23 protein-coding genes are annotated in these 23,020 nt (G+C 67.9%); 14 read left to right on the forward strand and 9 right to left on the reverse strand.

The features are described 5' to 3' along the window. Window positions 1-343: 343 nt before the first annotated feature. The 4 genes from ACZ6JY_RS37765 to fabG form a co-directional block, all read right to left on the reverse strand. Entirely contained in the window at window positions 344-949 is a 606-nt protein-coding gene (locus tag ACZ6JY_RS37765) for a hypothetical protein (RefSeq protein WP_469203613.1), read from the reverse strand. Beyond that, on the reverse strand, window positions 946-2,136 hold the full coding sequence (locus ACZ6JY_RS37770; RefSeq protein ID WP_469203615.1) for an MAB_1171c family putative transporter: 1,191 nt from the start codon (window positions 2,134-2,136) through the stop codon (window positions 946-948). The genes ACZ6JY_RS37765 and ACZ6JY_RS37770 overlap by 4 nt, the downstream gene beginning before the upstream one ends. Then, window positions 2,136-2,672, reverse strand: coding sequence for a secondary metabolite protein (locus tag ACZ6JY_RS37775; RefSeq protein ID WP_469203617.1), 537 nt, complete (start codon window positions 2,670-2,672; stop codon window positions 2,136-2,138). Before ACZ6JY_RS37775 ends, ACZ6JY_RS37770 begins: the two co-directional genes overlap by 1 nt. Window positions 2,673-2,827: 155 nt before the next feature. After that, window positions 2,828-3,547 carry a 3-oxoacyl-ACP reductase FabG gene (gene fabG / locus ACZ6JY_RS37780; protein ID WP_469203619.1) on the reverse strand — a complete coding sequence of 240 codons (720 nt, stop codon included), beginning with the start codon at window positions 3,545-3,547 and terminating at the stop codon, window positions 2,828-2,830. A 257-nt stretch (window positions 3,548-3,804) separates the two neighbouring features. On the opposite strand from fabG, the gene ACZ6JY_RS37785 reads away from it, so the two are divergent. Together ACZ6JY_RS37785 and ACZ6JY_RS37790 are read left to right on the forward strand one after the other, a co-directional pair. Continuing rightward, on the forward strand, window positions 3,805-4,671 hold the full coding sequence (locus ACZ6JY_RS37785; RefSeq protein ID WP_469203621.1) for an MmyB family transcriptional regulator: 867 nt from the start codon (window positions 3,805-3,807) through the stop codon (window positions 4,669-4,671). Beyond that, the gene (locus ACZ6JY_RS37790; RefSeq protein WP_469203623.1) at window positions 4,668-5,615 is read left to right on the forward strand and encodes an MBL fold metallo-hydrolase; all 948 of its coding nucleotides are present in this window, start codon (window positions 4,668-4,670) and stop codon (window positions 5,613-5,615) included. The genes ACZ6JY_RS37785 and ACZ6JY_RS37790 overlap by 4 nt, the downstream gene beginning before the upstream one ends. A 154-nt stretch (window positions 5,616-5,769) precedes the next feature. Here ACZ6JY_RS37790 and ACZ6JY_RS37795 read toward each other — a convergent pair whose 3' ends face one another. Beyond that, window positions 5,770-6,234 carry a helix-turn-helix domain-containing protein gene (locus tag ACZ6JY_RS37795; protein ID WP_469203625.1) on the reverse strand — a complete coding sequence of 155 codons (465 nt, stop codon included), beginning with the start codon at window positions 6,232-6,234 and terminating at the stop codon, window positions 5,770-5,772. Window positions 6,235-7,627: 1,393 nt separating this feature from the next. On the opposite strand from ACZ6JY_RS37795, the gene ACZ6JY_RS37800 reads away from it, so the two are divergent. The 10 genes from ACZ6JY_RS37800 (at window position 7,628) to ACZ6JY_RS37845 (ending at window position 16,055) form a co-directional block, all read left to right on the forward strand. Next, window positions 7,628-8,026 (forward strand): hypothetical protein, encoded by a 399-nt coding sequence (locus ACZ6JY_RS37800; protein ID WP_469203627.1) that lies wholly within the window; start codon window positions 7,628-7,630, stop codon window positions 8,024-8,026. Further along, window positions 8,023-8,778 (forward strand): ATP-binding protein, encoded by a 756-nt coding sequence (locus ACZ6JY_RS37805; RefSeq protein WP_469203629.1) that lies wholly within the window; start codon window positions 8,023-8,025, stop codon window positions 8,776-8,778. The genes ACZ6JY_RS37800 and ACZ6JY_RS37805 overlap by 4 nt, the downstream gene beginning before the upstream one ends. Window positions 8,779-8,902: 124 nt before the next feature. Then, window positions 8,903-9,523 (forward strand): WhiB family transcriptional regulator, encoded by a 621-nt coding sequence (locus tag ACZ6JY_RS37810; RefSeq protein WP_469203631.1) that lies wholly within the window; start codon window positions 8,903-8,905, stop codon window positions 9,521-9,523. Then, on the forward strand, window positions 9,520-10,902 hold the full coding sequence (locus ACZ6JY_RS37815) for a DUF2637 domain-containing protein (RefSeq protein ID WP_469203633.1): 1,383 nt from the start codon (window positions 9,520-9,522) through the stop codon (window positions 10,900-10,902). Before ACZ6JY_RS37810 ends, ACZ6JY_RS37815 begins: the two co-directional genes overlap by 4 nt. Next, window positions 10,899-11,090 (forward strand): hypothetical protein, encoded by a 192-nt coding sequence (locus tag ACZ6JY_RS37820; RefSeq protein ID WP_469203635.1) that lies wholly within the window; start codon window positions 10,899-10,901, stop codon window positions 11,088-11,090. The genes ACZ6JY_RS37815 and ACZ6JY_RS37820 overlap by 4 nt, the downstream gene beginning before the upstream one ends. Window positions 11,091-11,413: 323 nt before the next feature. Beyond that, window positions 11,414-12,046: a plasmid mobilization relaxosome protein MobC gene (mobC, locus tag ACZ6JY_RS37825; RefSeq protein WP_469203637.1), complete on the forward strand. Its 633-nt coding sequence runs from the start codon at window positions 11,414-11,416 to the stop codon at window positions 12,044-12,046. Between the two features lie 13 nt (window positions 12,047-12,059). Further along, the gene (locus ACZ6JY_RS37830; protein ID WP_469203639.1) at window positions 12,060-13,784 is read left to right on the forward strand and encodes a relaxase/mobilization nuclease domain-containing protein; all 1,725 of its coding nucleotides are present in this window, start codon (window positions 12,060-12,062) and stop codon (window positions 13,782-13,784) included. A 79-nt stretch (window positions 13,785-13,863) separates the two neighbouring features. Next, the gene (locus tag ACZ6JY_RS37835) at window positions 13,864-14,316 is read left to right on the forward strand and encodes a hypothetical protein (RefSeq protein WP_469203641.1); all 453 of its coding nucleotides are present in this window, start codon (window positions 13,864-13,866) and stop codon (window positions 14,314-14,316) included. A 78-nt stretch (window positions 14,317-14,394) separates the two neighbouring features. After that, a complete protein-coding gene (locus ACZ6JY_RS37840; protein WP_469203643.1) occupies window positions 14,395-14,709 on the forward strand; it encodes a hypothetical protein in 315 nt (104 codons plus the stop codon). A gap of 626 nt (window positions 14,710-15,335) precedes the next feature. Further along, complete coding sequence (locus ACZ6JY_RS37845; protein ID WP_469203645.1) at window positions 15,336-16,055, forward strand: hypothetical protein; 720 nt, start codon at window positions 15,336-15,338, stop codon at window positions 16,053-16,055. 26 nt (window positions 16,056-16,081) lie between these two features. On the opposite strand, the gene ACZ6JY_RS37850 is transcribed toward ACZ6JY_RS37845, so the two are convergent. The 3 genes from ACZ6JY_RS37850 to ACZ6JY_RS37860 are packed head-to-tail and all read right to left on the reverse strand — an operon-like array spanning window position 16,082 to window position 20,135. Then, entirely contained in the window at window positions 16,082-16,615 is a 534-nt protein-coding gene (locus tag ACZ6JY_RS37850; RefSeq protein ID WP_469203647.1) for a hypothetical protein, read from the reverse strand. After that, window positions 16,612-19,053: a tyrosine-type recombinase/integrase gene (locus tag ACZ6JY_RS37855; protein ID WP_469203649.1), complete on the reverse strand. Its 2,442-nt coding sequence runs from the start codon at window positions 19,051-19,053 to the stop codon at window positions 16,612-16,614. The genes ACZ6JY_RS37850 and ACZ6JY_RS37855 overlap by 4 nt, the downstream gene beginning before the upstream one ends. Beyond that, window positions 19,050-20,135 (reverse strand): tyrosine-type recombinase/integrase, encoded by a 1,086-nt coding sequence (locus ACZ6JY_RS37860; protein ID WP_469203651.1) that lies wholly within the window; start codon window positions 20,133-20,135, stop codon window positions 19,050-19,052. Before ACZ6JY_RS37860 ends, ACZ6JY_RS37855 begins: the two co-directional genes overlap by 4 nt. Window positions 20,136-20,304: 169 nt before the next feature. On the opposite strand from ACZ6JY_RS37860, the gene ACZ6JY_RS37865 reads away from it, so the two are divergent. Then, window positions 20,305-20,559, forward strand: coding sequence for a hypothetical protein (locus tag ACZ6JY_RS37865; RefSeq protein WP_469203653.1), 255 nt, complete (start codon window positions 20,305-20,307; stop codon window positions 20,557-20,559). A gap of 67 nt (window positions 20,560-20,626) precedes the next feature. Beyond that, a complete protein-coding gene (locus tag ACZ6JY_RS37870) occupies window positions 20,627-21,319 on the forward strand; it encodes a maleylpyruvate isomerase family mycothiol-dependent enzyme (protein ID WP_469203655.1) in 693 nt (230 codons plus the stop codon). Window positions 21,320-21,361: 42 nt separating this feature from the next. Here ACZ6JY_RS37870 and ACZ6JY_RS37875 read toward each other — a convergent pair whose 3' ends face one another. Further along, window positions 21,362-22,378: a hypothetical protein gene (locus ACZ6JY_RS37875; RefSeq protein ID WP_469203657.1), complete on the reverse strand. Its 1,017-nt coding sequence runs from the start codon at window positions 22,376-22,378 to the stop codon at window positions 21,362-21,364. Window positions 22,379-23,020 lie beyond the last annotated feature (642 nt).

Consider the following 23,020-nt stretch of genomic DNA (forward strand, 5'->3'; position numbering starts at 1 on the left):
TCGTGGCCCGCGAGCGGAGTGTCCAGGTCGCCGACGTGCATCGTCAGGACATTGACGAGCTGGTCCGCTGCAAGACTGCAGAGCGCCCGTCCGAGATCCCGTTGCGCTGGGAAGCCCGTTTGCGCAGCTCGGCCACGACTTGGAGGACACGGCCGACCCGGTCGTGGGGAACGTGCTGCGCATCGACCGCCCAGAACCTGATCATGACGAGGACTACAGCCTCACCTGCCAGGGCGCCGGAGCGCTGGGGGGCAAGCTGCGGTACGTCCTCTCACCCCAGCTTGCCCTCCACAGGGCGATGCCTTGATCGCATCCGGCGCCTCGGTCGACGCTCGGGGTTGTATTACCCCAGGGACGCGAATGTTGCCGCTGCGACTGCGGATCCGAGGACCGTGCCGGCGACCACCTGGGCAGGCGTGTGGTCCCTCAGCTCGATCCGCGACCATCCGACGAGAGCCACGAGCAAGTAGCCGAGGAGGGCCCAGGGGCCGTAGGTCTGGGCAAGCATGGCGACGGCGCCCGCGGAGACGGCTTGGTGCACGGAGATCTTCCAGGCGAGCGTGATGAGTGCAAGCGCTGCCAGCGTGACCATCATGCTCGCGATGAGCGCGATGAGGATGCGGGGCGCCCCAAGACCTGCCATGAGGGCGAAGCAGGTCAGGACGGATGTCAAGATGACCGCCATGACCAGGAGGCGGGCTCGCTTGGCGCCGACGTTGCGGTCGCTCCATCGTCCCTTCTTGATGCCGTGGTCGATGAAGAGGATCGGGATGACGGCGGCAAAGAGCACTCCGATGAGGCTCCATGCCGTTCCGGCCCACCCGCTGGTGTGCCACCCGACCAGCAGGCACACCACAACTATCCACGTTTTCGGGTGCAGGCGGTCGCTGATCGTCCGGGCAAGCGCCTGTTCACGGTTGCCGGTGCCGAAGATTTCCGTGGTGCTCATGGTGCTGATGGCTCCAAGTCTTCCTGTGTGCCCGCTCGGGCGGCTTCAGCCGTTGCGAAGGCGGCCACGGCCGAAGATCGGTCGTAGGCGGCGCTGACTCGGCGCAGCCAACGGAGTTCCGCGTCGGGGTCCTTTCCAACCCCGCCGAGTTCCGGGTGATCTCCTGCACATGGGCGGGACACCGCGGCGATTTCGGCGGCTGCTCTGAGCCAGCCGGCTTCAGCGATGGCGGCCTGGCGCTCGCCTTTGGCTCCAGTGCTCGCCGCCATTGCCTCTGCTCTGGCTTGCATGTCAGCCGGCACGTACTCGCGCAGGGCGAGTGAGGCGTCGGCGATCTCAATGAGGCAGCGGTTCAGGCGCAGGCCCCAGCGCCCCTCGGCGATCTCAGTCTCCAAAACGACGGACGGGACTGCGGCGGTAAGACCGCGCCAGAGGGGGTCGAGGGCGGCCAGCGCCCGGCGCTGGCTTGTCGTTTTCACCACCGGGGAGAGGGGCGGCAGGCAGCTGCCGACAGTGATGGTGATGATGGCCGCCACCTTCAGGACGGTGGAGGTGTGGGCGGCGCTGTGTGCCTGGGCTGCCGTCGGCTGACCGCTGGCCATGCTCCAGAGGTAGGCAGTGCGCTGTAGTGCGTACAGAAGGCCGATGGCGCAGCCGACACCTAGCAGGCCGTGGCCAGCGCGGACCCACCGGTCAGGGGTATGGCGTGCGGCCTGGATGAATAGCCAGGCCGCTACGGCCATCGCGATGCCGATGTAGAGCGTGAAGACGCCCAGGTGCAGCAAGGCCCAGTTGGAGTTGCGCTGGTCGACGAGGAAGCCTTCGGGGGCACGGCGGTCATGCGGCGCGAGCAGGAAGGTGACGGTCAGGAGGAAAAGGGCCGCAGCCCGGACTGCCCAGCGGGGGCGTGGCAGGAGGCCCTGGGGGCGGACCACTGCCGTGACGAAGTCGAGGACAGCCGCTGCCGAAACGACACCGAGAAGGTGCTTCAGCAGGTAGGCAGTGCTGGGGGCGCCGGTCAGCGCGTCGATCCATCGCTCGACGGGCGCCACCTCGAACGTCATCGCGGCGGCCAGACTCACGAAGGCGACTTCGAGAGCACGCTGCTTACGGGAGTGGCTGAGGGAGGGCAGCCGCCACAAGGCCACCGCCCACAGCAGGATTGCTACGAGAAGCTGGTGCGTCATCAACGACGGTTCTCCCGTGGATATTTGAGCGCGTCATCGGCTCGCGCGACCAGGCTGTGCCACGAGCTGGACGTGTCGGCGGGCATGTTGTCGATGACCTCGTCGAGGACGGAAGCGGCAAGCTCGGCGTCGTGCTCTCGCTCATCCGCGTAACTGGTTCGCCCGAAGATCCTCTGGACTCTCTCAGGAGCGATTTCTGGTGGCAGGGCAGCCAGCAGGGCGTCCACCTGATTGCTCCGGTGGTCCAGGAGCACGTGACCGATCTCGTGCTTGATGACCTGGGTGCGTTGGCGCTGGCTGACGGCCTTGGCATGCCAGATGTGGTCCTCGTTGGGGAAGGCCGCCCACAGCCCACACGGAGCGTCGGCTCCTCCCAGGTCGGGCAGCTCATGGAGGATGAGCGGCCGGCCTCGCTTGACGGCCAGGCTGGCGCACAGCTGATCGATGTCCAAGGGCCGGGAGACACGGACGCCTTGAAGCTGGGTCTCGCAGATGTCCCGGATGCGCTGCTCGCGCTCGGGGACCTCAGTCCGCATGCGCCAGGCTTGCTCACGCCTGCGGACACGCCGAACAAACATGGGGGGTCCTTACGTACGCGGAAGCATCACGGGCCGGCCTCCTGCCCGAGGGGACCGCGATGGCCTCCTGCTCGCGCCCGAGATGTGGGAGCGGTGGGGGATGGGGCGGTCGGTCAGTGCCCCATGGCGGCGCCGCCGTCCACGGGAACAACCGCGCCGGTGATGTAAGAAGCGTCGTCGCTGGCCAGGAACTGCACGGCACCGGCGATTTCTGTCGGCTCGGCCATGCGTCCCAGGGGGACACCGCGCACAAGCTCGTCCCGCTTTTCCTGACTCAAGGCCCCTGCCATCTCGGTGCAGGTCAGCCCTGGGGCGACAACGTTGACGGTGACGTTCCAGCGGCCCAGTTCGCGGGCGAGGGATCGGGCAAAGCCGACCAGACCCGCTTTGGAGGCGGCGTAGTTCGCTTGACCCGCCGCCCCGTAGAGGGCCACCGCTGACGAGATGAGGACGATGCGTCCCTTACGGGCCCGCAGCATCCCGCGGTGAGCACGCTTGACCACCCGGAAGGTGCCGGTGAGGTTGGTGTCGATGACGGAGGTGAAGTCCTCCTCGGACATCCGCATCAGCAGCTGATCCTGAGTGACCCCCGCGTTGGCGACCAGGACCTCAACTGGTCCGTACGCCTCCTCCACCGTCTTGAACGCGAGTTCCACCTCTTCGGCGTCCCTCATGTCGCAGCGCACCGGCAGGCAGCCCAGGTCCGTCAGCTCCGCCGGGGGCTCGCCCGTGCGATGCGTAAAGGCCACCTTGTCCCCCGCGTGGGCAAACGTGCGGGCAATCGCCAAACCAATGCCGCGGTTTCCACCGGTGACCAGGATCGTGCGCGACATCTACATGGCCTTTCTCAGTTCGGATCACCGCCGGAGGGCCCGACGGGTTCAGACTGTAGGCGCCGTGAAAGTTTTGGTCATTAGAACATTTCGGGCGGGGGGAACTGCCACTTCCCTGTACAGCGTATAAGACCTCTGGATCATGGTCCGCAGCGGCTCTCCGCCCGGCGCGGCCCGCACCATTTAGGGGCCACAGGCCACTGCTAGCCTGTTCCCTCGTCTACAGAACATCGGGGGATAGCAAGAAAATGTGATCCATGCCTCAAGAGTCGCCGAACCCGAGTACTAACAGAACGTCCCGTTCCACCCAACAGCAGACCATTACGCGCGTTTTGCGCCAGGCGCGCAGTCGCATTGATCCGCGCGATATCCCTGGTTTCGCAGCGGTGTTGGGCCCGCGCCATAAGCCGGGCTTGACTCAAGATGACGTAAGCCACCTGCTGGGGGTATCCACGAAGTGGTACCGCAATCTGGAGCTGGGCAAGCCGCTGAACTACTCGCCCACGTTCTTGCGTGCGGTGCGTCGCCTCTTGAAGCTGAACGACGTCGAGTGGGACACCATCTGGCAGCTCGTTCACGACCGGAAGACCCCTGATGCCCAGCCCGCCCGCGCACCCCGGGTGGGTGATGAGCTGCCGGCATCTATGCGCGCCTTTATCCAGGCCCAGCGCTGGCCGACATACCTGTGCGACTACCGGTGGGACCTCCTGGCGTACAACTCCGCCGCCCTTGGCGACTACCCATGGATGCTTCACGGCACCAACGTTATGGAGTGGGCGCTGACTTACCCCGAAGCCCGGACACAGCTGATTCGCTGGGAGCAAGACTGGGCCATCCCCATGATTGCCCAGCTCCGCCTTCATGCAGAACACTGGGTCGGCGACCTCGGGATGCAGGCGCTGATCAAGCGCGTCTGCGCCGACCCTCTCGCAAGGGGTCTCTGGAACGCTCCCCACTTGCCCACTCTGTCCCATCCTGACGCGGCATCGACTCGCAAGCTATATCTCCCGCGGCAAGGGACACGGGAATTCGAGGTAACTCTGTTGACGATGAAGGTAGATGACCTACCGTCATGTCGGCTCATGACGGTCATACCGATGCAGGATGCACCGATCCACTCATGAAGACTTCAGCAGCACACCTCCGCATCCCTCAACCTCGCCGTGAACAGCCGTATTTGACGCCGCTTGACTTCGGCTCGGCGTATGCGTACTTGCAACCCCAGGGCGGGTGGTGTGTCAGCAATGCCGGTGTCCTTATCGGAGAGGACTCGGTAACTCTCATCGACTGCACCGCGACGCCAGCCAGCGCCCGGCAGCTCCTGGCAAGGATCAGGGAGCGCACTCAGCGTCCGATCGCCCGCCTGGTGATCACCCATCACCATGGAGACCATCACTTCGGCGCGAGCGCGTTCCCCGGAGCTACGGTCATCGCGCACGAGCACACTCGTGAAGCTGTACTGCGTGATGGCGTAGACCTGCCGACCATCTGGCCGGAGGCGAACTGGGGACAGATCACCCTCACTCCCCCGACGCTCACCTTCACCGATCGCACGACCCTGCACACGGGGGGCCAGCAGGCCGAGCTGCTGCACTTCGGCCCGGCCCACACCACTGGCGACATCGTGGTGTGGCTCCCTGAGCGCGGCATCCTCTACACAGGCGACCTGACGTTCTCAGGTGTCACGCCGTTCGTCTTCATGGGTTCCGTGCGCGGCTCTCTGGAGGTTCTGGGCAAACTCAAGGCGCTCGGTGCAGACCGCATCATCAGCGGGCACGGGCCGATCGCCGACGCTCAGGTCATCGATGAGAACGCGGAGTACCTGCGCTGGGTGCAGCAGCTCGCACGCGATGGAGCGACCGCAGGGTGGGAACCGCTGGAAACCGCGCTGCGCGCGGACCTTGGCTCCTTCAGTCACTGGCCTGAGCCGGAGCGCCTTGTCGGGAACCTACACCGCGCCTACGCCGAACTGGGCGGACTACCCCTGGGCCACCACCTGCCCGTGAGGCCCGCCGTCAAGGACATGGTGGCCTTCAATGGCGGCAAGCCGATGACCTGCACCATCTGAGGAGTTGCATCCCGGCCCGGCACCAGCCGGGCCCGCGCGGCAAAGCGAGGCACCGGGGACGCCGGCCGACGCCACGAGGAGCATGATCAGCCCTCGCTGCCAGGGGCCAGACCTCCATGTCCGTGGAAGCACCGCGCCTCGCGTTTGCAGTCGGTCAGTCCTTGGAACGGCCGTCGAGCCCCTCGGCCTTGCGGGCCGTCTCGATGACCGACGCGATCATTTCCAAGCTGGCCGCAGACAGACCATCGGCACGATCCGCCAGCATTCGAGTCGCCAGCGTCTGAACGCCAGCGTTCTCCGCGGCATCCAACAGCTTGAGTCCGGCAATGACTCGATCCTCATGCTCCGGACTCATCTCATCGAAGAAGTAGCCCGGCTCCACCCCGAAGTGCCCAGCGAGCGCCTCAATGGTGTTCTTCGTCGGGTTGTCCTTCGTTCCCTGCTTGAGCTGCGCGATCGTGCTAGGTGAGAGACCGACAATGCGAGACAATTCGAGGTTGGTGTAAGCCGCACCCGTATCAGGGTTCGTCTTCGTCTCGAACAGACGAGTGAGCCGGCGTGCGAACTCTCCCTGCCGGCTGCCCGGAGAGCTGCCGCCGTCGCTGCTGTGTTTCGGCATGCGTGTCCTCCTCTCATCTGAACGGCTCCACGCAGGGTACTTCAGTACACAGGCCGACTTCCACTCGCCCCTGCGGAACATTTAAGTGTTGACAGGGGATCGACACTTCAGCGAACCTTCGATCAAGCCCGAACACTTTAGTGTTCGCCTCCAGGTCAGGGGCTGCGCCACAGGCGCATCAGGTCTTCGACCGTTCCGGACGGGCCCTCACAGCCGCATGCCGCACACGAAGGAGAGCCATCCACCCAGCAACGAAGACCGGTCGCGCCTAGGACCAGCGCACTTGTCTCGAACTCTTAAGTGAAGTCTGGACTTGACGGCCGCGTCTGCATATGTTCCTGGTCCCCGCCGCACGGCTCAGCGGCCACAACCCGAGAGGAGGAAAGCATGAGGAACACATCCAGCACTCACGTGGAATGGGCACAAAAAGCCGTCGGCGTCTGAGAGATGGTCTCCCTCAGACGCCGACCGGTACCTGACCTGAACGCCCCGGCAAGGGCGTGAGATCACCTACCAAAACCGCAACCGGGTCCTTACCACAGGGCGCCCCGGGCGCGGCTACTACACAGGAGAGAGTCTTGCATGCCGACTGCCCTGCGCAAAAGGCCGAACTCCCCGGTCGGCGCGGCAGCCCAAATCCCCACCTCCCGGACACATCCGAGGCCCACACCTCCGTGTTCCCCCTCGACAGGGCGGAGGTGAACTGATGGCGCGCATCCGCACCGTTAAGCCTGAGATGTTCGAGTCCGAGTCGCTGGCGGAGTGTTCGGTCACCGCGATGCTGACCTTCATCGGGCTGCTGACCCAGGCCGATGACTCCGGTCGGCACCGCGACCACCCCGCCATCATCGCCGGACGGCTGTGGGCCTTGCGCCCGGAGCACACCGCCACGCACGTTGCGCAGGACCTGGAGGAGCTGGCTGCCGCCGGGCTGATCTGCCGGTACACCGGCTGCGACGGACGCGGCTGGCTGCACATCGTCACGTGGGAGCGGCACCAGAAGATCGACCGCCCCTCCGCCTCTCGACTGCCCCGGTGCCCGCAACACCAGGCTGGCCACAAGTGCGGTGGATGCGGTGCCGCCCAGTGCCCCGACGGCACCACGCAGCCCAGTGCCCAGGTCACTTCGGCGACACCTCGCGCAGCCCTCGCCGAGAGCTCGACGAAGGCTCGCGGAGCCCTCGCTCGACCGTCTGAGGCCACTGCTACCGATGCGGCGCCCCTGTCCGGGCCCCCAGCGGCCGGGGCGCAACCCGCCTCGACTGACCCGCACAGCCCGGCTGGCCCCTGTCTGCCTCCGCCCGGTGTTTCCGCAGGTCAGAGGGGAATCGCCGAGGGCTCGGAGACTCCTCGCCGAAGCCTCGACGAGCCCTCGGCGTCTGGATCTAGGATCTTGGATCCTGGATCTTCCCTTACGGGGCGCGAGGCGCCCGCGACTGACGCCTCCTCGGCGAAAATCTCGGCCAAGCAGCTGGTGGCCGAGTACGTCCGGGGCTGCAACCGGCGCCCACCGGAGGACTTCCTCGGCCATCTGGGCCGGAAGATCAACGTCCTACTCGACGAGCGGTTCGAGACCGACGCCATCCGCGCCGCGCTCGACAAGCTGCGGACCAAGGGGCTCAACCCCAGCGTCCTGCCGAGCCTGGTGAACGAGGTCGTCAACGCGATGCCCCAGTCGTCCGCCGCGCTGCCGTCCGCCTCCGGCGCGGGGCCCTGGGCCAGCACCGGCAGCTCGTACACGCCGTATCTCAATCCCACCGCCGAGCCGACGACGTTTGGAGGCCACCTGTGACCCGCGCCCGCTACGCCGACCCGCGGCCCGCGATCTCCGAGCGGCTGCGTGAGCGCCTGGAGGCCAAACTCGCCGAGCGCGGCCTGGACCTGGACCGCCCCCTGCCGGACACCCTCGAGCCAATCCCGGCCCTGGAAGCCGCCCAGGCCCGCATCCCGGTCGACTACCGCGCCGCCGTGCCCGAGCACCCGGACGTCGCCGCATGGGTGCAGGCCATCGCCGACAACGCCGTGGCGCCGAACGCCAAGGGCGTCAATCCGCACTACGGCACCGCCGGGCGCAGGCAGATCACGCACGGACCGAGCCTGCTGCTGTGGGGCTCCACCGGCGCCGGCAAGACACACCAGGCGTTCGGCGCGATCCGCGCCCTGACCGCCGCCGGATGCGGGGTGCACTGGCACGCCACCACCGCCGCCGACCTGTACGCCGAGCTGCGTCCGCGCGCCGGCGTGGACCCCGAGCACATGCTGCGGCGGATCATGCGAATCCCGGTGCTGCTGCTCGACGACCTCGGCGCGGCCAAGCCGAGCGAGTGGACCGAGGAGATCACCTTCCGGCTGGTCAACTGGCGCTGCCAGAACCGGCTGCCGACGATCTTCACCAGCAACATGCCGCCCGTGCGCACCGACCGGATGCCCGCACGCCAGGCGGTACTGCGCGACAAGCTCGGCGACCGGGTCCTCTCCCGCCTGTCCGGCATGTGCACCGCCGTCGAGTTCACCGGCCCTGACCGCCGCTTCCAGCGCCGCTGACCCGACCTGCACCACCGAACCCGCGGTGCGGCCTGTCCGCCGCACCCTGTCCCGCCTCGCCGCACACCGCCGCACCGCGGTGCCGCCCTGCCCGCCTTACCGCGAGGCGACCTCGGAGACTTCCTTGCGCTATAAGACCACGAACGACTCCCCCGCACCGGACCTGCGGGGAATCGCCGACCACAGCTGGCACGCCAGGGGTGCATGCCACGGCATGGACCCGGCCCGCGCCGACGAGCTGTTCTTCCACACGCCCCGGGACCACCAGGCCGTCGCCGAGGCGAAGCGGACCTGTGCCACCTGCCCGGCGAAGAAGGACTGCTTCAACTACGCGATCGACAACCAAATCCGCTACGGCATCTGGGGCGGCCTGACCGACAAGGAGCGCCAGCCCTGGCTGGCCAACCTGAGCAAGCGCCTGGACTACGACCGCGTACGCGCCGCCTTCCAGGGCCGGGACGTCCACTTGAGCACCGCAGAGCGCAGCACCGTCATTCACCACGCCTACGTGCGCGGCTGGAGCCCGGAGCGTGTGGCCTACCTGCTGAGTGCCGACCTGGACTGGATTCGCGACCTCATGCGCGAGGCCGCCCACGTCATTGAAGACCGGGACCGTTACTGGGGCCTCGACGAAGCGGACGACGCCGGCGGCGAGCGCCCGAAGGACGACGAGAGCACCACATCGGACGGCCCCCGTCGGCTGCAGACTCACGCCCTGATCGCCTCGCTCGGAAAGGCCGCATGACCCACCCCACCGCTGCACACCCGGCCGTCGCGCCCGTCGGGTTCTGGGACCGCCTCGCCATCGTGGTCCTGGGCCTGGCCGGATGCGCTCTGAGCTACGACGCCCTGCAGCAGATGGCCGTCGCCATCCACGTCCGCGGACTCCTCACCTACCTCTTCCCGCTCGTGGTCGACGGCTTTATCGCCTACGGAGTGCGCGCCCTGCTGGTCCTCTCCGAGGCCCCGCTGCGTGCCCGCCTCTACGTCTGGGTGCTCTTCGGCACCGCAACCGCAGCGAGCATCTGGGCCAACGCCCTGCACGCGGTCCGCCTCAACCAGCAGACCACCCACTCCGGACTGCGCCTGAGCGACACCGTCGTCGCGATCCTCTCCACCCTCGCCCCACTCGCCCTGGCCGGGGCGGTCCACCTGTACATCCTCATCACCCGCTACCACCCGGCGGACCCCACGGCGGTCCGGCTCGAGGAGAAGCGCCCCGCGGACCACGAGCACGGACCGGCCGAGGCAGCCGGTCCGGCGAGCGTGGACCAGGGCGCCCCGGCGGACCAGATGCCGGACCGCGAGCACCCGCAGACCACCGACGACGCCGCGCGGACCACGGACCAACCGGCCGACTCCACCCCCGCGGACCACGACACCACGGCTCCGGACCAGCAGACCAACCCGGCACCGGACCACGACCCGGACCACGACGCTCCTGCCGCGGACCAGCCAGCAGACCACCCGGCGGACCAGCAGAGCAGCGCTGGTCCGCAGCAGGCCGACAACAAGGAGCGGACCAGCAACGGCGCAGGTCAAGCGGCACCCAGCGCACACGGTCCGGCGGACCACGCGCGGGTGGACCACGAGCACGGGCCGGCCGAGGCAGCCGGTCCGGCGAGCGCGGACCAGGGCGCCCCGGCGGACCAGATGCCGGACCGCGAGCACCCGCAGACCACCGACGACGCCGCGCGGACCACGGACCAACCGGCCGACTCCACCCCCGCGGACCACGACACCACGGCTCCGGACCAGCAGACCAACCCGGCACCGGACCACGACCCGGACCACGACGCTCCGGCTGCGGACCAACCGGCGGACCCAAGCGAGGGCGGCTCCTCGGGCGGATCGCAGGGGGCACGGACCACGAGCCACGACGCCCTGGCGCCGGGCCCTCGGACCAAGCCCGTGGACGAGGACGAAGTCCCGTGGGAAGCGAAGGTCGCGGTCGCGCGCAAAGCCGCCCTCGCAGAAGGCCGGATGACCCGCCGGGCCATCCGACCGCACCTGCGCAACGCCAACATCAAAGTCAGCAACGAGCTGTTCAGCGACCTGCAGGCTGCCCTGTACGCGGACCCGGCACTTGCCCACCTGCCCCGCGATACGAGGAGAGCCCGATGAGGACCTGCGCGCGCTTCGAGCGCATCAAGAGCGGCTACGAGCGGGACATCACGTACCTGCGCAACCACTCCCGGCGCAGCGCGGGCACCACGGCGGCCAAGACGAGCGCGACGAACGCTCTCGCTGTGAAGTCCCGCATGGCCAAAGCTCTCGGCCGGCACTTCGAGCGCTGCCCGATATGCGGATGACCGATGCCATAACCGCAGGTCAAACCCGCTAACCGCTGCGGTGGACCGGCCTGGTGCCAGGGCACCGCCCCTCACCCTGAAAGGCCCGCCATCCGCTCCCGCAGCTCCCGTACATCGGTCCCGACCGCAGCCGAAGCGAGCGCCTGGGCCGAGGTTCTGGTCCGCCGCCGCCTCCTGCACGTCGCAGTCCTGGCCCCGAACGGGCAGTGGCTCGTGCAGAGCGCGCCCGAGGCGCCCGTCCGCGTCCTGGACGGGTCCGCGGCCCTGGTCGATCTCGCCGCCCAGATCCAGCACCACACCCGCACCACGAGGAACCACACCCGATGACGCACTCGCACGAACCCCAGCCCCACACCCGCAGCGAACAGGCCACCAACTCGCCCTTGTGGGGAGCAAGTTATCCGCCAAGACCGTCTTCCCTGTCGGGGAAGACGGCCTCGGCAAAGCCCGCCCCGGGGGTGGCGGGCCCGGACCAGCACCAGGGGGCGCAGGTCCGGGAGGCAGCGACCGAGGGCGGATCGCAGCCGGGGAAGCAGTCACCGCGCCGCAAGCGCCGCGCTCCGAAGAAGAACACGCGCAAGCGCTCGCCGAAGACCGGCGCCGATAAGCGCGTTCATGTCATCTACGTCCGCCTCAATGGCAGCGAGAAGACTGTGCTCTCCGCTGCCGCGACCGCTGCCCGCACGAGCCTGCCCGCCTTCCTCGCCCGCAGTGGTCTCGCTGCCGCGCACGATCTCGACAACACCGCCGCGGCCATAGCCGGACGCCGAGAGACAGTCTCCGAGCTGTTCGCCGCCCGCCGCCATCTCCACCAGGTCGGCAACAACCTCAACCAAGTTGCCCGCGCCATCAACTCCGGTGCCTGGCCGGCCGAACTCGACGCCGTCCTCACCGCCACCCAGCGGGCAGTCCAGCGCGTCCAGGACGCCACCGACCTGCTCCTCCAGCAGAACTGAGAACGAGACCGGCATGATCCCCAGGATCCAGAAGCGCGGGAAGCGCACCATCGGCCTCCTGTACTACCTGTACGGGCCGGGCCAATTCGAGGAGCACATCGATCCGCATCTGGTGGCCTCCTGGGACGACAGTGCTCCTGATCCCGGCCGCGACCCGAACGCCACTCTCAAGCAGCTCCAGCACCTGCTCGACCAGCCCGTCGAGAACGTCGACAAGGCCGAGCAGCCGAAGAAGCACGTGTGGCACCTGTCCGTGCGCAACGGCGCCGATGACCGCATCCTGACGGATGAGGAATGGGGCGATATCGCACGCCGTATGGTCGCTGCCGCCGGCATCGACGACCCGGAGGAAGAATCGGGCTGCCGCTGGGCGGCCGTCCGCCACGCTGACGATCACATCCATATCGTTGCCACCCTCGTGCGCGAGGACGGCTACAAGCCCGACCTCGACTTCGACGCTGCCCGCGTTCAGGCCGAAGCCCGCAAGCTGGAGGTCGAGTTGGGGCTGCGTCGCCTCAACAAGGGAGATGGCACCGCTGCCAAACGCCCTACCAGCGCCGAACGCCACAAGGCCGAACGCCGAGGCCGAGAGCGGACCGCGCGTGAGGAACTGCGCGAGACTGTGCGCCGCGCGGTCGCCGGCGCCGCAAGTGAAGCGGAGTTCTTCGGCCGCCTGTCCGCCGCCGGCCTCCTGGTCCGCCAGCGCGTCGCGCCCTCCGGTGATCTGCTCGGCTACACGGTCGCGCTGCCCGACGACCACAACAAGGACGGCGAGCCGGTGTTCTATCCCGGCTCGAAACTCGCCCCCGACCTCTCCTTGCCCCGCATCCGCGAGCGCTGGTCCACCAGCGCCGCCGGCCACAGCCGCGATACCGCCACTGACCGCACCTCCGGATCGGCGCGCATCAGCCCGTCGTCCGCACGGCGCCGGGCAACGACGGCGATCTGGCAGGCCATGGTGGTCCTCGACCAGGGCACCGACGGGCAGATCGCCGCGCAGATTGCCGCCGCCGGTGAGGTCCTCGACGCGCTCGCCAAGACCTCGGCCGCCCATACCCGCCGTGAACTACGTGACGCTGCCTGGGCATTCGAGCGGGCCTCCCGTTCCCACGTGCGCGCCGAGCGGGGCCACGACCGTGCCCTACGCCAAGCCGCCCGCGACCTCATCTACGGGGGCCCCGCACTGGGGCGCGGAGAGGACGGCGCCACCACCGCCATGGTGATCGACATGGTCGCCTTCCTGGTCATCGCCGCAGCCCACTGGCACGGCCGCAAGAACCACGCCCAGCAGGCCGCTGCCGCCCGCGAGGCCGCCGAACACCTGCGCGCGGCCTACCAGTCCGCCGCCCAGCATCCGATGGCCGTGCTGCGCCACCGTGGCCGCCGCCTCTCCCAACCGCTGCAACGCCGCCAGGTGGCCCACCTGCGGCAGGCGGTTCCGGAGCTGGCTGAGCAGATCCTCGCCGAGCCCGGCTGGCACGCGCTCGCCGCCACCCTCGCCGACGTCGAGGCCGCCGGCCACGAACCCGCCACCCTGCTCGCCGAGGCCGTCGCACGCCGCGAACTCGACACCGCCGAGTCAGTGAGCGACGTCCTGGTCTGGCGGCTGCGTCGCCTGGCCGATCTGCCCGCCGATGCCTCCGCCGTGCCTGAGCCGGGCACCACCACGCCGCAGCGCGCCGGGCGGCCGAAGCGGCCCTCCCCCAGGGACAACGCCCGGCCCAGGAGGGCAAGGTGATTACTGAATCCGCAAGTTGCAGCAGGTCAGCGGCCTGGGGCACTCTCCGTGTGCCGATCAACGACGAAGAGGGGGACAGATGTTTCGACGACGTGCTGACCGCGAGTTCCGTGACGCCCAGCTCGCCGGCCAGGCTCTGCTGGAGGCACAGGCGACCTGGGCAGCGCCCGACTTCGTCAGCCCGGCTGCCGAGCCGACGCCGACCGCGCAGGACGGCACGGGCATCGAGGAGGTGCCCGACTTCCTGCCGTCGGACCTTCGCGTGCCCTCACGCCACGAAGTCGAGGGACTGATGATGCGCTGGGAGCAGCCGCTCGTCGTCGATGGCGAGGTGCGTGAGTGCCCGCAGTGCGGCGCGTACCGGGACTGGATCGTCTTCAGCATGCGCGACGACACGATCTGGCTGCGCTGCCGCGCCGGCCACAACACTGCCGAGCCGCGTCTGGACCCGGCCTGGTACAACCGCAACTCCGGTCCTGTGGACCACTTTCACCCCACTCTGGACGACGGCCTGCGCCACCTGGGCCACTGACCACCCGTAACCCCTCCCGCCGGCAGCGGATCGCGTGTCGGCCCCAGTCAAACGTCCGCTCCACACCAAGGGGTTCACTTGCGTCACCACACCACGGCCGCCCTCGCCCTGACTGCACTCGCTCTGACCGCCTGCTCCGCCGACCCCTCCGGCACCGCACCGACGGCCCCCTCTTCGCCCCGCGGTGGACACGACGCCGCCGACGCCAAGCCGCTGTCCTCGACCGCACTGAGCAAGCGGCTCCTGACCGAGAAGGACCTGGGCCAGGGCTATGTACGCCAGGCCGAGGGCACTCAGCACAACGACGACGTCACGGTGATCGGCTGTTCTGTGGGGGTTCTGCGCGCGACTGGCCTGGATCGCCGTCATTTTCGCAGCTCAGAAGGTAGTTGATCTCACGGTAGAGACTGCAACACGTGTGGTGCAAGTGATGTCACCCGGAAGGGTTCCCGCCGACCGAGATGGCGTCGGTCCTGAGCGCATCGCTCACTGGCTCGCGCCCCCGCAGTCGATCGCGCCGCCATGCCGCTCACATCCGCCGCCGCAGCACTCGAACCTCCCTTCCAGGAAGACAGCTGCCAAGTCCGTTTGGCCCAAACCGCCTTGTCCGCAAAGCGTCTTGTGTTCCTACGAGGTTCTGGAAGCCGTCCCGACTCATGCATAATCGTTCGTTGCTACAGCTCCCACGAGCGATGGAAACCAGGGGGACGAGAGTGGCCAGCGCATCGGGCAACAGCAGCGGCGGATCTGGGAACCCGAGCTCGACACCACCAACGTCGGCGGGATCCAGCGTGTCGGCGAGTAGTCCACATCCGGATCCAGTTGGGACACCCCCGGCCGCTCCGTCCGCAGCTCCCTCGACGACACCGGTCTCCCCCGGGGCGCATCCGCCGAGTACGCCAACGCCACCCTCAAGTCCCAACCCGACTCCGCCCGTTCCGCGTGACCCGAACTGGTCATGGCGGACGCCAGGTGTAATTCTCACAGCAGCGGGTTTGGTCGTGGCTACCGTGCTGGGCGTGATGGCTTTCTTCCCCAGCGCCGACTCGGCGGACAGCACTCGAGAGCAGACCGACGTCGTCACCTCGGAAGCGAAGCGGTTGCCCAATCTCAAGGTTGCCCGCACGAGCGCCTACATCAAGGACGACCTCGCAGGCACTTCAGACGACGGCCATACTGGCCCTGAGAAGGTAAAGGGACTCCGCGGGCCACACATCGACATCACCTTCGAGAATCGGGCGAATGGACCGTCTCTCATCACCAAAGCGACCCTCAAGTTCCGAGAAATGGGGAAACTCGATACATGCGGCACGACTGGTGGAGAGCTTGCCATCAGCGCCAACTACGACTTCCCCATCCCGTTCCCCCTTCCTGAGACGCCGTACAAGGTCGAGAAGGACATCAGCTTCGAGGTCGGGACGAACGAACTCGACCGCCTGACCCTAACGGCCGGTCCTGAGACAACACTCGGCACACCCTGGTACGGAATCGCAGACGTGGTCCTCGAGCACGATGGCGGCCAGAAGCAGACGATCGGACCCTTCGCGCTGATCGACACCGGGAGTGACGAGCACTTTTACCCGAGCTTCGATGAGGACCGCTGGGTGATCGAGACAGATGATCAAAACTGCCTCGCGAAGGCATCTGAACTGACCGATCACCTCCTGAGCACGCCGAAGGTTACTGCCGCGAAGGAGCTGAAGACTCTCAAGACCTCCCTGGCCAAGCTCGGGCACTGATGATGAGAGCGCGGACCAGGAAGGCCCTACAGTTTCGGCGGATGATTGAGCCGTGCCATGTACTCGCGATTCACGGCTCGCGCGGCGTCTAGTTCTTCTTGGCATTCTTCTAGTTTTCGGCGTAGTTCGACCGCCTCCTGCTCTAGGTCGGTGACGTGTCGCTGCAGTTGATCGACATTGGTGGTGGTGCCACCCAGGCCCGCCTCGCGCCAGATCTCCTCGCCGAGGGCTACGGACAGTCGTCCGCGTAGAAGGCGGTTCTCCTCTACCAAGCGCGTGTTTCGGTCTTGTGCGTTGGCGAGGTCTGCCATGAGCGACGGTCGGCTGACCGTCTCCGAGGCAAGGGGAGGCGGCTCTGCCGCCTGTGTCTGGATCATGCCGAGAAGGTCACGGTGCCGGTAGAGGAAGGTGCGGTCGACACCCGCCCGTCGGGCGATGCCGGAGACGCTGATCTCGTCCCGGGCCTGCATCGCGGCGTCCAGGGCCTTGAGTACGCGTTCTCGGCGGCGGGCGGTGTCGGTGCGTCGGGCCTGCACGATTCCGGCGGTCTGCGCGGTCACGGTCGCTCCAGCCGGAGGTTGGGGGAAGGTTGCCGGACGTGAGGCATGCCCAGGGACACAACCCGGCGGCTGCGGCGCACCAAGGTGATGGCCTCCTCCAGCTCGTGCCTCTCAGTGTCGGCGAGCCGGTCGAGGTCCTCCTCGACGCGGGCGATCAAGTGCTTGACGCGAGCGATTTCCTCCTCGGACGGCAGGGCCTTCTCGCGCGCCCAATCGTCCAGCCCGGTAGCAGCGAGCACGCGTTCCTTGGTGCGGCGGAGTTCATCCAGGTATGCCCTGAGCTCTGGCAGATAGGACGCGTCCGTGCGGAAGTGATCGCATCCTCCGCACTGCCACCGGAAGGGACAGGCGCCGCCGCCCGCCTGAACGTTGCTCGGCTCCTCGCAGCTTCCGAAGGGAACGGCGACCTGGCTGATCGCCTGGCGCGCGTATCGGGCGCGCTGCCCGTCGATCAAGGTCTCGACTTCTCGCCATACTGGGGCTCCGTGACGGTCCAGCTGGTGATGGGCCACCTGGTCGACGGCGGCTCTGCGCCGGGCTTCGCCGACTCGGTAGTAGGTCTGTGTGACTCGGAGAGAGTCGTGGTCCATGAGCTCGCTCAGGACATCGACGGGGACGCCGGCGTCCGCATGCCGTTGGGCATAGGTATGGCGGTGCGAGTAGGGGATGACGTCCTGCTTGGGGAATTCACGGCCGGTGGACATGATCAGCGGGGACAGGCTCTCGACCCAGTCGCGGTGCTTGTGCGTGAGGGTGCTATCGCTGAGGCCGTGAAGGCCGAAGTGGTTGCGCTGGGTGCGGCCCAGCAGCTTCAGCTGCTGGGAGTCGGTGTTCGGGAAGCGCCTGCGGGCGGCCTGCTGCTGTTCCTGGATGATTTTGGCGGTTGCTGCGGTGATGGGCAGCTCGCGATCCAGCCGCTGTTCCTTGATGTTGTCGTAGATCAGTACCCACCCTCCCTCCTTGTCCTGGCGGAGGCAGTCCCAGGCGAGCTGGCAGATCTCGTCGGGACGGCGACCGGTGTCGATGAGGAGTTCAATGGCGACGCGGAAGTCGCGCGACGCCATCGAGTCCAGGAGCGGGAGGGCGTCGCAGAGAATGCGTACGACTTCCAGGGGCAGGGCTCGGCCGGGTTCGTCGCCGCGCTCGGCTTCGCGGGGGATGTCTTCTTCCCGCAGGGCGAAGTCGGGTGCCAGCCCTTCCAGAGGTTCTCCCGCTCGGGTCAGCCCGAGGACCCGCATGCGGGTGAGCATGCGCCGGACATGGCGGCAGGTCTCTCGCCGCAGGCGGGCAGTGAGGTCGTTGCGGGATTCCAGGTAGGCGAGCCGGTTGGTGAACTGCACGATGTCGTCGCGGCCGAGTGTGACGATGTCCAGGCCCTGCGCGGCATTCTGCAGGCGCAGGCTTTCGGAGAGCTTGGCCATGTAGGCGATGTGGCACTGGACGGTGGCGCCGACGCTGCCGCGACGGTGGGGCAGATCGTCGATGGCCCAGCGCTTGACGGCCTGCCGAAGCCATGGCTGGGTGATCTGTCCGAAGCGGAGCCATCCCGAGTGGCCGAACACGTGCAGGTCCCAAGTGTCCTTGAGGAACTCACTGGCCGGCGAGGACATCGCCCGGCGGTGGACTCGTTGGAAGGACTCGAGCAGGCAGCGGGCCCGTTGTCCCCGCTCGGTGTTGAGGTCGTCGACGGAGGCCGACTGCTGTCTCCGGAGCTCGTTGACCAGAGGTCTCAGCTCGTTGAGAGGGGTCTTGAGGCCCTGACGACAGCGTTCATAGACGCCGTGGACGATCTGGGCGCTGGCCAGCGGAGACAGGCCCCGCAAGGTGACGTTGTTGAGCACGGGGACCGGGGACTGCAGGCGGCACCAGGTCTCTTCATCCAGGCTGGAGTCGGCTCGCAGGTCCTGGCGCCAGCGGGCGCGATGGGCCTTGCAGAATCCGTGCTGTCTGCCGTACCGGAAGCGGTCGCAGGCGAGGACCTTGCATTGTCCGAACCCGGGCAGCGGAGCGACCGTGGGCCTGGCGAGGAACTCCTCGACGGACACCTTGTGGATGAACCGCTGCTGGTGCAGGTGAGCCTCGCAGAGCGGAACACGGCTGGACGTCCAAGGGCGGGGACACCCGACTGCGCAACGATCGACGCCGAAGCGGCGGTTCCTGCGGTGGGCGGCGAGGAAGGCGTCCTGGTCCTGTCCGCTCGCGGCCAACGAATGCTCGCAGGACTGACACAGGCTGGTGCGGGCTCGGGTCGGCGAGCCGCAGTCCGCCGTCTTGCAAGGAGTCCAGCCCAGCAGCGGATGGTCCATCTGCATCGCCAGCACCTGAAGCTGAGCGTCCCAGCCGATCTCGGCAAGGAATTCGCTCGGAACCAACCGCCAGAGGAACGCTGCCGGGTCGTCCGACTCTGGGGGCGCCGAGTGCAACGCGGCCAGGGTCATCGCGTGGCCTCTGTCGTGAGCCGCGGGCTGCCGACACGCTCGACGGCATCGCGCAGCCGCTGCCGGCTGGGGTGGAGATACGGCTTCGCCGAATAGGGGGAGCGGTGACCGAGCAGAGCCTGGATCACATCCAACTCGCCACCGGCATCAGCCACGTTGCTGCCAAAACAGTGCCGCAACATATGCGGTTTGATCACACGGCTGAGCCTGGCCCGCTTCGACAGGGCGGTGGTCATATCGTTGATCGCGTCCGGCCGCATCGGGGAACCGATCGGTTCCCGGAAGAGATTCACGAAGACGAAGTCGCTCAGATCATCGCCGATCAGGGCTCTGCGCTCGAAGACGTACTGGTCGTGGGCCTGGACGACAAGACGGTCGACGGGAACGACATGGGAGTCCCGGGACTTCGACCAGGCGCCATTGATGTTCCGGCGACGCACGATGTGCAAGTGTGGGCCTGGGAAGTCGCAGCCCAGAGCGCTGGAGTCGACGAGGAAGTGAAGGTCCTCGCGGTGCAGCCCCACGGTCTGGCTTCGCCGCAGACCGGCCCGGGCCATGACGATGATCAGGAACAGATCGCGGGCCGAGCAGCAGGCCCGCAGCATGCCGACCGCCTCCTCGTCGGACGCGCGGTCCACGTTGGACTGCGGTTCCTTGACCCGGTGGCGGGCGCGCAGCCGGTAGTGCAGTCCGCTGTCGGAGCCGGCGGCCTCGGGCGGCAGGTCACGAGTGTCGGCGATCTCGTAGATCTGCGAGACCACGGAGGACGGGACGTCGCCGGCGCCTGCGGCGAACACCAGCAGGCCACGGACCGCGATCAGGATGCGGTTGATGCGGCGCGGTCCACGGACCGGTTTGGCACCCGGACCAGGCGAGACCCAGCCCGCCGTCGCGGAGGCAGGAGCGTGGCGAAGCCACAGCATGAACGCCCCCAGATGTCCCGCGGCCGCGCGCCAGTCCAGGCCCAGCAGGGCGCACCAGCGCAGGAACAGGACGATGGACCTCGCGTACGCCTCCGTCGTCGACTCGGCTCGGTCCTTGCTGAACCGTACGTACCGCAGGAACCCGTCGGCAGCGGGCATCACCTGCATCTGCTGATCCAGCACAGTCCAGTAGCAATCGCCCGAAGGCATACGGTCTTTGAACGCTTGCACGTGCTCTCTCCCCAGTCGTGCCTGCGTCCACAACGACATCCGCAACGTGCACGACACGGCTGGAGTACCTGTTCAACTCAGCCCTGCAGGCCGCCCAGTGCAACAGTCCACCGCACTCGCGGGGCCCCCACAGAACGGCTGCCCCGCCCTCGACAAGCTCGGCGGGGACGGGGCGACCCGGCAGAGCCTCGACTTCCCGAACGAGGCGAAGGTCGCGTTCACCTACAGCGGCGGCGGCGACTCACTGGCGACCTCGCGTAATCGGCTGTCGCGTATTCCTCTGCGTGAGCGGAGCTCGTCGTCACTGTGTGTGACCGTTCAGGGCTCAATGGCTAAGGCCCTCCGCTGGTGATCTGAGGGCGAGGGGCATCGATGGGGTGGGCGCGGGACCACGGGTTGAGGCTGGGTAGTGTCAGCTCATGGCTTCGCTTCCCTACCTCCAGCTGCTGCGCCAGGAGTCCGCTGCATTCAGCGCCTGCCTTGAGCACGACCTGAGTTTGCCCGTGCCGTATTGCGGGGACTGGACGCTGCGTGACCTGGCCGAGCACATGGGCCAAGGCAACCGCTGGGCCGCCGCGGCGGTCACCGACAAGCGCAGCGACTACGAGGCGCCGCCCGCACCGCGCGTGGACGCCGAAGTGCGGGGTTGGTTCAACGCTTCGGCAGACGAGTTGCTGGCCGTGCTGGACACGGACCCGGCCATCGAGGCGTGGACCTTCTACCCGCCACACACCGTAGGCTTTTGGCAGCGGCGGCGCGCTCAGGAGATGCTGATCCATCGCTGGGACGCGCAGAACGCCCTGGGAGAGGCTCTCCCTTTCAGCCCGGAGTTCGCGGCAGACGGCGTAGCGGAGGTCTTCGACACGATGGCGCCGCGTCAGGTCAAGCTCGGACGGGCTGAACTACCGCGCCATGCGCTCCGACTGCGGGCCACGGACACCGGCCAGTCCTGGACTTACGGTCCGGGCGACCCGGTGGCCGAAATCTCCGGAACGGCGGAGAGGCTGCTGCTCATGCTCTGGGGCCGGCTGCCCGCTGACGATGCGTCGATCTCGTGGTCCGGAGACCGCGCGGCGGGAGCGGCCGCTCTTGCTGGCCCGCTGACGCCTTGACCGCCGCAGGACGCGAGGATTCGTAGGCCAGGTCCCAGGTCGTCACCGCGTGTGGTCGCCGGGGGCGTAGTGGTGCCAGGTTCCTCCGGCCTCTTCGGCGATCCGGGTGGTGTGGTCGTCGTTGTAGCCGAGCATCCGGGCGATCACTGGGGCCGGGGCTGGGAGGACGAGTTGGCGGATCGCCGCTGTTCGTCCTGGCCGGGTCGGGAAGCCGAGATGGCGGAGCCTGGGTGCCATTGCTTCCGGGGTCATGGGTTGTCCGGCCCGGCGGCCGGGGAAGAGCCATCGGGCATCGGGGTTGGTCGCGGTCTTGGTGTTTGGCCGTTGCCCCAGGTAGTCCAGCAGCATTCCGTCGAACGGAGCGGGAACGGGCGACGGCGGGTCGCCGAGCCGGACCAGGACATTGCCGTTCTCGTGTTGGATGTCGTCGGTGCTGAGCCTGGTGATCCGCGTCAGCGGCTGTGCGTAGAGAAGGACCAGAGTGGCGGCCACGCGGTCCTGGAGCGGGACGTCGTCGCGGTTGACGAGCTGTCGCAGTAGCGCGAGCCGCTGGTGCTGGGTGATCGGCGCGGGATTGTCTGTCGAGCGGTGCGGGATGGTGACAGTGGGCATGTGATTGGACCGCATGGCCCAGCGGATAAAGGTGTGGGTGAGACGTCGGGCGGTGTAGCCGCCCGCGTACCAGGTGTCGGCATCGGCCTGGGTGCAGTCGGCGAGGGCCCGTCCACGCTGAGCGAGGTGGTCGAGGAAGGCGATCGCAAGGTGGACCTCGTTGCGGGCCTGCTTGGTCTGGCTGCCCGTGAGCGGGCCCCGGTCGGCCAGGGTACGGAGTCGGCGTTCTATGTGCCAGGCGGCGAAGAGCTCCAGGAGCTTACGGTGCTCGGGATCGCTGACGGTCGACAGTTTCTCGGCGAGCCACCGCTGGAACAGCAGCAAGTGCCGGTCGGCCGGCGGCAGGACGCCGCTTTGCATGAGGAGGTCGCGCAGGTAGGCGACCGATCGCCAGGGCGTGAGTTGGCTGAGCCCCTCGTGGGTGAGCGGGACTTGGCCGCGGGCCAAGGGCCTGCAGATTCCGCTGGATATGAGGCAGGCCGGCCCAGGTCAGCCCGCCCCAGGGGCGGCTCATCTGTCGGAGCGTGTCGAACAGTGGAAGGAGCTCGGGCCGGGATGCTGCCGGTGCCATCGTCGAGGAGACTGTGGAGACGCTCGGCCAAGACGCATCGGCCGCAGACTCCGCGACGGTAGCGCCGTGCTTCCTGGCCGCACCGTTCGCAGGTGAAGTCACCGAGGCCACCGGCGCAGTCGGTGCAGAGCTTCTCGCCGTCCGCTGCGAGGCCCGGGGTAAGCCGGTCGACGCCGCAGCCAGCGCAGGTCCCGTAGGTCTCCAGTGCGTGGCCAAAGCAGCGCCCGCAGAGGTAGCCCTCGGGCCAGTGGTTTGCCCCCAGCCGCACCGCCCGGCGGCATCGCGCGCAGAACAGGTCCTCGGCGCGGACCCGGGTGCGACTCATCCTTCGGGCCGAATGCGGGCGCGCTTGGGCCGGACGGCCGACAGATCGACGACCGCGTCGCCGGTGGCGACCTTGCGGACGGCGGCGTTCTCCGCCTTAGAGGTCCTAACAGAAGTTGTTGATCAAGTGACCGTCGGCTTGTCTGCTCGTTGGTCGGGTCGTGGGGAAACGTCAGTCGCGGCCGTGGATCGTG

It is taken from the genome of Streptomyces sp. NPDC046335 (assembly GCF_055587985.1).